Origin of the sequence: Corynebacterium sp. (assembly GCF_022712195.1) — a bacterium.
Classification (GTDB): Bacteria; Actinomycetota; Actinomycetes; order Mycobacteriales; family Mycobacteriaceae; genus Corynebacterium.
The window spans coordinates 1-8,443 of the sequence record NZ_JALAGY010000096.1; the positions used below are offsets into that span (position 1 = coordinate 1).

Annotated in this window: 10 protein-coding genes; 5 read left to right on the top strand and 5 right to left on the bottom strand. The window is 68.5% G+C overall.

Annotation, left to right across the window (positions count from 1 at the left end):
* From Q0A34_RS13445 to Q0A34_RS13460, 4 genes are all read right to left on the bottom strand, one after another.
* Positions 1-989, bottom strand: a 989-nt coding sequence (locus Q0A34_RS13445) for a BCCT family transporter (RefSeq protein ID WP_291480504.1), incomplete at its 3' end; no start/stop codon positions are given.
* Positions 990-1,036: 47 nt separating this feature from the next.
* Entirely contained in the window at positions 1,037-1,816 is a 780-nt protein-coding gene (locus Q0A34_RS13450; RefSeq protein WP_291480505.1) for an SDR family oxidoreductase, read from the bottom strand.
* Positions 1,813-2,445, bottom strand: coding sequence for a TetR/AcrR family transcriptional regulator (locus Q0A34_RS13455; protein ID WP_291480506.1), 633 nt, complete (start codon positions 2,443-2,445; stop codon positions 1,813-1,815). The genes Q0A34_RS13450 and Q0A34_RS13455 overlap by 4 nt, the downstream gene beginning before the upstream one ends.
* Before the next feature lie 53 nt (positions 2,446-2,498).
* Positions 2,499-2,987, bottom strand: coding sequence for a PAS domain S-box protein (locus Q0A34_RS13460; protein ID WP_291480507.1), 489 nt, complete (start codon positions 2,985-2,987; stop codon positions 2,499-2,501).
* Between the two features lie 234 nt (positions 2,988-3,221).
* On the opposite strand from Q0A34_RS13460, the gene Q0A34_RS13465 reads away from it, so the two are divergent.
* From Q0A34_RS13465 to Q0A34_RS13485, 5 genes are all read left to right on the top strand, one after another.
* Positions 3,222-3,863 (top strand): ABC transporter permease, encoded by a 642-nt coding sequence (locus tag Q0A34_RS13465; RefSeq protein ID WP_291480508.1) that lies wholly within the window; start codon positions 3,222-3,224, stop codon positions 3,861-3,863.
* Entirely contained in the window at positions 3,860-5,026 is a 1,167-nt protein-coding gene (locus tag Q0A34_RS13470; RefSeq protein ID WP_291480509.1) for an ATP-binding cassette domain-containing protein, read from the top strand. The genes Q0A34_RS13465 and Q0A34_RS13470 overlap by 4 nt, the downstream gene beginning before the upstream one ends.
* Positions 5,019-5,792 (top strand): ABC transporter permease, encoded by a 774-nt coding sequence (locus Q0A34_RS13475; RefSeq protein ID WP_291480510.1) that lies wholly within the window; start codon positions 5,019-5,021, stop codon positions 5,790-5,792. The genes Q0A34_RS13470 and Q0A34_RS13475 overlap by 8 nt, the downstream gene beginning before the upstream one ends.
* 7 nt (positions 5,793-5,799) lie before the next feature.
* Positions 5,800-6,792, top strand: coding sequence for a glycine betaine ABC transporter substrate-binding protein (locus tag Q0A34_RS13480; RefSeq protein ID WP_291480511.1), 993 nt, complete (start codon positions 5,800-5,802; stop codon positions 6,790-6,792).
* 115 nt (positions 6,793-6,907) lie between these two features.
* Positions 6,908-7,678, top strand: coding sequence for a MarR family transcriptional regulator (locus Q0A34_RS13485; RefSeq protein ID WP_291480512.1), 771 nt, complete (start codon positions 6,908-6,910; stop codon positions 7,676-7,678).
* Between the two features lie 94 nt (positions 7,679-7,772).
* Here Q0A34_RS13485 and Q0A34_RS13490 read toward each other — a convergent pair.
* Positions 7,773-8,443, bottom strand: a 671-nt coding sequence (locus tag Q0A34_RS13490) for a DUF559 domain-containing protein (RefSeq protein ID WP_291480513.1), incomplete at its 5' end; no start/stop codon positions are given.

Sequence of the window (8,443 nt, forward strand, 5' to 3'; positions counted from 1 at the left end):
CGGTAGGTGGGGAGGAGGTCGAGCAGGAAGACCGTGGGGCCGGCGATGAGCACGAAGGTGCCCAGGCCGATGACCAACCCCATGTTCAGGTTCGACAGGAACCGGATACCCCGTTTGATGCCGGTGACAGCCGAGATGATGAAGATCACCGTGAGCACCGCCATGGCGACGACCACGAACCCGTCCCCCTCGAGGTCACGGCCGGTGAGGATCGACGTTCCCGTCCGCAGCTGCAGGGCGCCGATACCCAACGACGTCGCCGTCCCGAACAACGTCACCAGCACAGCGGCGACGTCGATCAGTTTGCCGAGGGGACGGTTTGGCCCGTCGGGGAAGACAGGTTCGAAGACGGCGGAGATCAGGGGAACCCGGCCACGCCGGTAGGTGGTGTAGGCCAACGCGCCGCCCACCAGGGCGTAGATCCCCCACGGCAGACTCGCCTGGTCGAGAATCGACTGGGCCATGCCCGGCAGGACCGCGTCCTGTGATCCGGGCGGGGCGTCTGTGGCGGGGCCCGGTTCCAGGAAGTGCTGCAGCGGCTCCATCGGCCCGTAGAAGATCAGGCCGATGCCCAGACCCGCCGCGAAGAGCATCGAGATCCACGACAGTGTGGAGTAGTCCGGTTCCGCGTCATCCGGCCCGAGACGGATGTGCCCGGTGGGCCGGAAGGCGATGACGAACATGAACACCATGCAGGAGACCGCGACCGCACCGTAGAACCAACCGAGGTTCTTGACCACCCATGTCTGCATCGTGGAGCCCACCGAGGCGATGTTCTCGGGGGCGAAGGCTGCCCAGGCGATGAACGCCACGGCGACGACCAGGGCGGTGACGAACACGCCGATCCGTGTCGGGTACCTCGTCTGCGTCTCCTCCACGCTGATGCCGGGGACAAGGGCAGGGTGGACGGACTGTTCACCGGTGGCGGCGCGTTTGACGGCCTGGCCGATGCGGGTGGACTGGGGTGGGCGGGGGCCGGGTTCGGCCATGGTCTGTTCCTTTCTGGACCGCCCCGGGGGAGGGACGGACCGGGATGCTACGGCAGGCTGAGTTGTGTGGTGCGGCCTCCGTCCACGGTGTAGACCTGCCCGGTGATGAAGCCGGCGTCCCCGGACGCGAGGAACGCGACCAGCCCGGCCACGTCCTGCGGGGAGCCGGTGTGCCGCAGCGGATGGATGTTCTCCAGCCGCCGCCGGAACTCCGCCGGATCCGGGGCACGGTCGACGTAACACCGGTTGAGGTCGGTGTCTATCCATCCGGGGGCGACGGCATTGCACCGGACCCCGTCCCGGCCGGCGTCCACGGCCACCGCCCGGGTGAGCCCGTGGAGACCGGACTTCGTGGCACTGTAGGCGGCGTGACCGGGGTTGGCGGCCTCACCCTCCACGGAGCCGGTGTTCACGATGCACCCCTGCACCTCCCGCAGGTGAGGCAGAGCAGCACGGATGAGGAGGAAGGGCGCGGTGAGATTGACCGCCAGGGCCCGGTTCCAGTCGTCGAGTGTCGTCTGCTCCACCGGGGCCTCCTGCATCATCCCGGCGTTGTTGACCAGAATGTCCAACCGGCCGGACCGGTCGATGACCTCGCCGACGACCGTGGCAGGTGCGGTGGGCTCCGTGAGGTCCGCGCTGATGCTGCCCGGCCGGTCGCAGGGGCGTCGTTGCACGGTGTAGACGGTCGCACCCTCGTCGCGGAGGCGGTCGGCGACGGCCTTCCCGATGCCGGAGGAAGCGCCGGTGACCAGGGCGACCCTGCCGCTGAACCGTCCCTGCGCCGGCGTCCGTCGGTCGTGCGGCCCCGTGTTCGAGGTTGTCACTGGTGCGCCCCGTCCTTCCTGCCGACCCTGTCGACAATTCCTGTGTCGTCGGCGACGAGACCCTCCCCCGCCAGCGCGGCGCGTGCCGCGTGTATCGCGGCGTCGGTCGCCGTCGCCACGCCCTGGTGGCGGGCGGCCTGCGACATCCCCTCGTGGAGCAGGAAGAGAGTGTCCGCGAGACGCCGGTTGTCGCGCCCCGGGGCGACCCTGTCGAGCCGCCGGAGGAACTCGCCGGCCATCCTGTCCTTGTGTGCGGAGACCACCGCTGCGACGGCGGTGCTGTCGGGGTACTCCGAGAGCGCGTTCATGTACAGGCAGCCGATGTTCGCCACCTGGTCCATCCAGTCCCGGAGCCGGAACAGCGGGTGGAGGATATGGCCGACACCGTCACCCGGGCCTCCCGCGAGCCAGTGCGTGTACGAGCGGTCGCGGTACTCCAGGGCGCCGACCACCATCGACTCCCTGCTGGGGAAGTACTTGTAGAGGGTCCGTAGCGAGACGCCGCTCCAGTCCCGGAGCTCATTCACCGACCTCCCAGCGAATCCGTGCGCCGCGAAACCCCGTTCCAGTCCCGCGGCAATGCGCTCGCGGACGTCGGACGGTTCGGGGATCGGTGTGGTGGCAGTCACGACGAACCAGGGTAGAGCGGTTGCTCTACCGGGGCAAGGCAGACAGGCGAGGGTCAGGAACCGCTCTGCTCGGCCCGGCCGGCGAGCCGCTGCTCGTACTCCCGGATGAGCCGACGGCGTTCACGGTCGGCGTTCCAGCGTTCGGTGACGTCCCGGAGGACCGCCGCGACACCTTCGACCCGGCCGTCGGGGTCTTTGAGCATCACGATGGAGAACTCCAGGGAGATGCGGCTGCCGTCCTTGCGGACGCCCGGCGCCGTCAGCGGCGCCGTCCCGTACCTCGTCGTGCCGGACTCCATGACCCGGTCCCAGCCCCGCCAGTGCGCGTCACGCTGGCGCTCGGGGACGATGAGGTCGAGGGACCGTCCGACGGCCTCGTCGGGACGGTGGCCGAACATGGTCTCCGCGGCGTGGTTCCACAGGCGGATCGTCCCGGAACGGTCCGCGTAGACCACCGCGTCGAGTGTCGATTCCGCGATGATTCTCCGCGCGATTTCCGCCTCGGGGAATTGTGCGTTCGTGCTGTCCGTGACGTCATCCATGAAATTCTCCTCGCCGGGCGACGGTGTATGTTTCCCCCTTGAATATACTCCTGCGGGGCGGCGCATACGGGGCGGCGTACCTGCCACGACGGACCTGGCGGGGTCGATTGTGCAGCGTACGGCTTTGTGGTGCCGGTTGCGGTATGTGGTTCATCCGCCTACCGTGGGTCCGGTGTGTGGCCCGCCACACGGCATGAACAGTGTGTCCAGTTGTCGACGAATCGAAGTGAACCAGTGAATGAATTCATCTCCTCACGATGGACGGACATTCTCTTCCGTTCCTACCAGCATGCGAGTCTGGTGATTCAGGCTCTGATTCTCGCCACTGTCGTGGCGCTGGTGATCGCCGTGGTCGTCACGCGCTACCGGGGGCTGTCCCCGGTGGCGAACGCGGTGTCGGCGGTCGGGTTGACGATCCCGTCCCTCGCACTGCTCGGCCTGGTGATCCCCCTGGTCGGCATCGGGACCCTGCCGTCGGTGTTCATCGTCGTGTTCTTCGCGGTGCTGCCCATCCTGCGTAACGCGATCGTCGGGCTCCAGCAGATCCCGGCCGAACTCGTCGAGGCGGCGAAGGGGCAGGGCATGAACGCCGCGTCGATCCTGGTGCGGGTCCGCCTCCCGTTGGCCTGGCCGGTGATCATGACCGGGATCAGGGTCTCCGCCCAGATGTCCATGGGCGTCGCCGCGATCGCCGCCTACGCCCTGGGCCCGGGACTCGGCGGCTACATCTTCACCGGCCTCAGCCAGGTCGGCAGCGCCAACGCACTCTACTACACCCTGGTGGGGACGGTCGGCGTGATCATCGTCGCGCTGATCCTGGACGCCGTCCTCTTCCTGCTGGGCCGACTGACAACCTCGAAGGGGATCCGCGCATGACGAACGACCGACAGAACTCCGGTGCCGAGATCGAGCTCTCCGGCATCACGAAGCGCTACCCCGGGCAGGCCGCCGCCGCTGTCGACGACCTCAACCTCACCATCCCCGCCGGTGAGACGGTGATGTTCGTCGGCCCGTCCGGCTGCGGCAAGACGACCTCGCTGAAGATGATCAACCGGTTGATCGAGCCCTCCGACGGCATCATCCGGATCGGCGGGGAGGACGTCACCACGAAGAACCCCACGGAGCTGCGTCGCAACGTCGGGTACGTCATCCAGGGCGGCGGCCTGCTGCCGCACATGACCGTCGCGCAGAACATCGGCCTGGTGCCCGGCCTGCTGAAGTGGGAGAAGAAGCGGATCACCGACCGTGTGGACGAGCTGCTCGACCTGGTGGGCCTGGACCCGGCGACCTACCGCGACCGCTTCCCGCGGGAGCTGTCCGGCGGACAGCAGCAGCGTGTCGGCGTGGCCCGCGGGCTCGCCGCCGACCCGCCGGTGCTCCTCATGGACGAGCCCTTCGGCGCGGTGGACCCGATCACCCGCCAACGCCTGCAGGACGAGCTGATCAGCCTGCAGAACGAACTGCACAAGACCATCGTGTGCGTGACCCACGACATCGACGAGGCGGTGAAGCTCGGCGACCGGATCCTGGTGCTCCGGGAGCAGGCGCGCATCGCGCAGTACGACACCCCGGACCAGATCCTGGGCAACCCCGCCGACGACTACGTCGCCGACTTCGTCGGGTCCGGTTCGAAGCTCAAGCAGCTGTCACTGCTGCGCGTCGACGACGTGGGGGTGGAGGAGTTCTCCACCTGCACCATCGGTGAGGACGTCGCGGACGTCGTGCAGCGGGTCCGGGACGCGGGACGGGACAGCGTGATCATCCTCGACGACCGCGGCCGTCCGCACGACTGGGTGTGGCTGCGCAGCCTGCAGGCCGCGGCCGGGGCAGGGGGGACGGTGCCCGTCCCGCACATCGACCTGGAGACCACCGTGGAACGCCGGTCGACCGTCAACGACGCCTTGGACTCCATGCTGGTCTCCAGCCACGGCGGTGCCATCGTGACCGACCGTGGCCGGTACCTCGGTGTGATCTACTACGAGGCGGTCACCGAGTACATCCGGGCCCTCAACGCCGACGGAGGGCCGGACGATGCCTGAGAAATCCACGACGTCCCCCACGGGGGTCACCCGACGGATGTCCGGGGAGGACAAACTGCTCATCGTGGGCATCCCCGTCCTCGTGGCCGTGGTCTTCCTCGGCTGGTTCACCTGGCGGCAGACCGCCGACCTCGGCGACGTCGAGGCACGAGCCCTGGCCTGGGACAGCGTGCTGACCATGGCCAGGCAGCACATCGTGCTGGTGCTCCTCTGCGCGGTGCTGGTGATGGTCACCGCCGTCCCCGCCGGCATCCTGCTGACCAGACGCCGCACGCCGGTGCTCTCCGTGCTCACCACGCTGATCGGCAACATCGGCCAGTCGGCGCCGGTGATCGGCGTGATCGTGCTGTTGGCGATCTGGCTGGGCTTCGGCACCCCCACCGCCGTGCTCTCGTTGAGCATCTACGCCTTCCTGCCGGTGCTGGCCAACACCGTCACCGGGCTCACCGGCGTCGACCGGCACCTCGTCGAGGCGGCGCGGGGGATGGGGATGTCGCCGCTGCAGGTGCTGTTCCGTGTGGAGCTTCCGTTGGCTCTGCCGGTGATCATGACCGGTGCGCGCACCGCCCTGGTGCTGCTGGTCGGCGCCGGGGCCTTCGCGACGTTCATCGACGCCGGCGGGCTCGGTGCCCTGATCCAGACGGGCATCACCCTGTACCGGTTCCCCGTGCTGGTCTCGGGTGCGATCCTCATCGCGCTTCTCGCGCTGCTGGTGGAATGGGTGGGCAGGCTGCTGGAAGTCGCCCTGACCCCGAAGGGACTGTGATCTGACGATGACGACGACGAGAACCGACACTCCCCGGGCAGGCGTCCGGGTCCGGATCCTCGCCCTGGTGACCGCGCTGTCGGCGGTGCTGGTGTCGGCCTGCGGTCTCGGCACCGCCGGCGGGTACAGCCCCAGCGGAACGCTCACCGGTGACCTCGAGGGCGTGGACCTCGCCGGCGCGCCGGTGGCGGTGGGGTCGAAGAACTTCACCGAGCAGATCCTGCTGGGCAAGATGGCGGTGATCCTCTTCCAGTCCGCCGGCGCCGACGTGCAGGACCTGACGAACATCCCCGGTTCCTCCAGCGCCCGCCAGGCGATGGTCGAGGGCGACGTGAACATGCAGTGGGAGTACACCGGCAGCGCCTGGACGACCTACCTCAACCACGACGACCCGATCCCGGACGAGCAGAAGCAGTACGAGGCCGTCCGGGACGAGGAGAAGGCCAACGGCCTGGTGTGGCTGCCGCCGGCACCGATGAACAACACCTACGGCTTCGCGACCACACGGGAGGTCGCCGACAAGCTCGATGTGTCGACGCTCTCGGACCTCGCGAAGGTCCCGCGGGCGGAGCGCACCCTGTGTGTGGAGTCGGAGTTCGCCAACCGCAACGACGGCCTCATCCCGATGCTGGAGGAGTACGGTCTGTCCCCTGCGGACGTGGACCAGTCGTTGATGGACACCGGTGCGGTCTACGCCGCGACGGCCGGGGGCACCTGCAACTTCGGCGAGGTGTTCACCACCGACGGACGTATCAAGGCGCTGGACCTGCAGATCCTCGAGGACGACAGGCAGTTCTTCCCGAAGTACAACCTGTCGGCCGTTGTCGCCCAGGGGCTCATCGACGAGTACCCGCAGATCGCCGACCTGTTCGCCCCGGTGTCGGAGAAGCTCGACGACGAGACGCTGATCGACCTGAACGCCCGGGTTGACGTGGACGGCGAGGAACCGACCGACGTCGCCTGGGACTGGCTCCGTGACGAGGGGTTCGTGGAGGGGTAGGGAAGCAGCCCCCGGAGAGATGTGAAGGTGCCGCTTGACTTTGTCAGGTACCTGCGTAGTATCTCCTTCAGAAGGTACCTGAACAACAGGTACCGCACTATCTGAAGGAGCGGACATGGACGACATGACCAACGACAACAACGAAGGCCCCGGCAACACAGACAACACCGGTGCCACCCCGGACCTCGCGGACCGGCTCACCCACCTGGCCATGATGCTGCGGCGCATGGACATGACGGGCCGCCCGGGACGCCCGTTCGGCGGAATGCGTGCCGGGCAGGGCAGGGTGCTGCACATCCTCACCCTGCGCAGCCCGATGCCGCAGAAGGAACTCGCCTACATGCTGGGCGTGCGGCCCCAGTCGCTCAGCGAGGTTCTCGGCAAACTCGAGTCCGCCGGGTTCGTCGAGCGTCGACGGGACGACAACGACCGTCGGACGTTCCTCGTGGACATCACCGACAAGGGCCGGGAGACGGCCTCCGACGTCCCGGAGACCGACGACCCCTTCGACGTCCTCACCGCTGAGGAGCAGGATCAGTTCGGTGACATGCTGGACCGGGTCGCCGCCGCTGTGCGTGAGAAGTTCCCGGACGATTCCCGACGCGGTGGCCGGGGCGGCGGATTCGGCGGCCCGTTCCCCTTCGGCGGCCGGGGCCCCGACGGGCACCGCGGTGGCCCCGGTGTTCACGGTGATCACCGTGAACACCGTGATCACCGTGATCACGGCATGCCCGGGGATGACGGGGCGGCGGGGGACCGTGCGCACTGGCAGGAGCACTGCCCCGATGACGGGGCCGGGTGGCCCGGCATGCGGGATATGCGGGAGATGGGCCGGACGGCGATGCTGCGCATGGGCATGACGGGGCGAGGGCACGGTTTCGCCTGATGCTCCGGTGGTGACCCCGAGTCTCCGCGGCGGGCGGGGTGGTAAGGGTCCGCCGCCGTCACACCGAGAATGACGCGGCAACCCCGGAGGTTGGTTACCCCGACCTCCGGGGTTGCTGTGTCGAAGGGGTCGAAGGGGTCGCAGATGATCCGGGCGAGTACACCGCGTGCCGTTGTACCGCCCGGTGCAGTGCCTCCCCGACAGTGCGGCGCACACGGGTGGTCGACCGTATCCCGTGCCGGGTGAAACGGCAGACCTCCCAGCCGTCGTTCATCATCGCCTGGGTGAGCTGCAGGTCCGTCTCGCGCTGCCTGAGGCTGTCATGGTGGCCGCCGTCGTAGTAGAGGGCCACTCGCAGCTCGCGGCAGGCGAGGTCGGGCACCGTGCCGCCTGGGAGCGTCCGGCCTTCGACGTCCACCCTGACCTGCGACTCCCAGGTGAGGTTGTCCGGCAGCAGCGGGGTGACGATGAGCCGCAGCACGGTCTCCATCGGGGACTGGGCACCGTAGTCGCACATGCCGAGCACCTCTGCGGTCGTTCTCGCGTCCACCCTGTCGGCGGAGGCCGCGCGGATGTCGCCGTGGGACAGACCTGTGCACTGGGTGAACGCGTCCACGAACTGGACCGCGCGGTGGAGCCGGTCGTCGACCCCCGGAATGTGCAGGTGGGCCCAGGTGTGCCGGCCGTGCAGGACAGACCAGAGACACTGTGCGGCCGCTGTGGCGGGGTCCACGGCCCGGAGTGCGGGGAGGCGGGGGTCGGGAC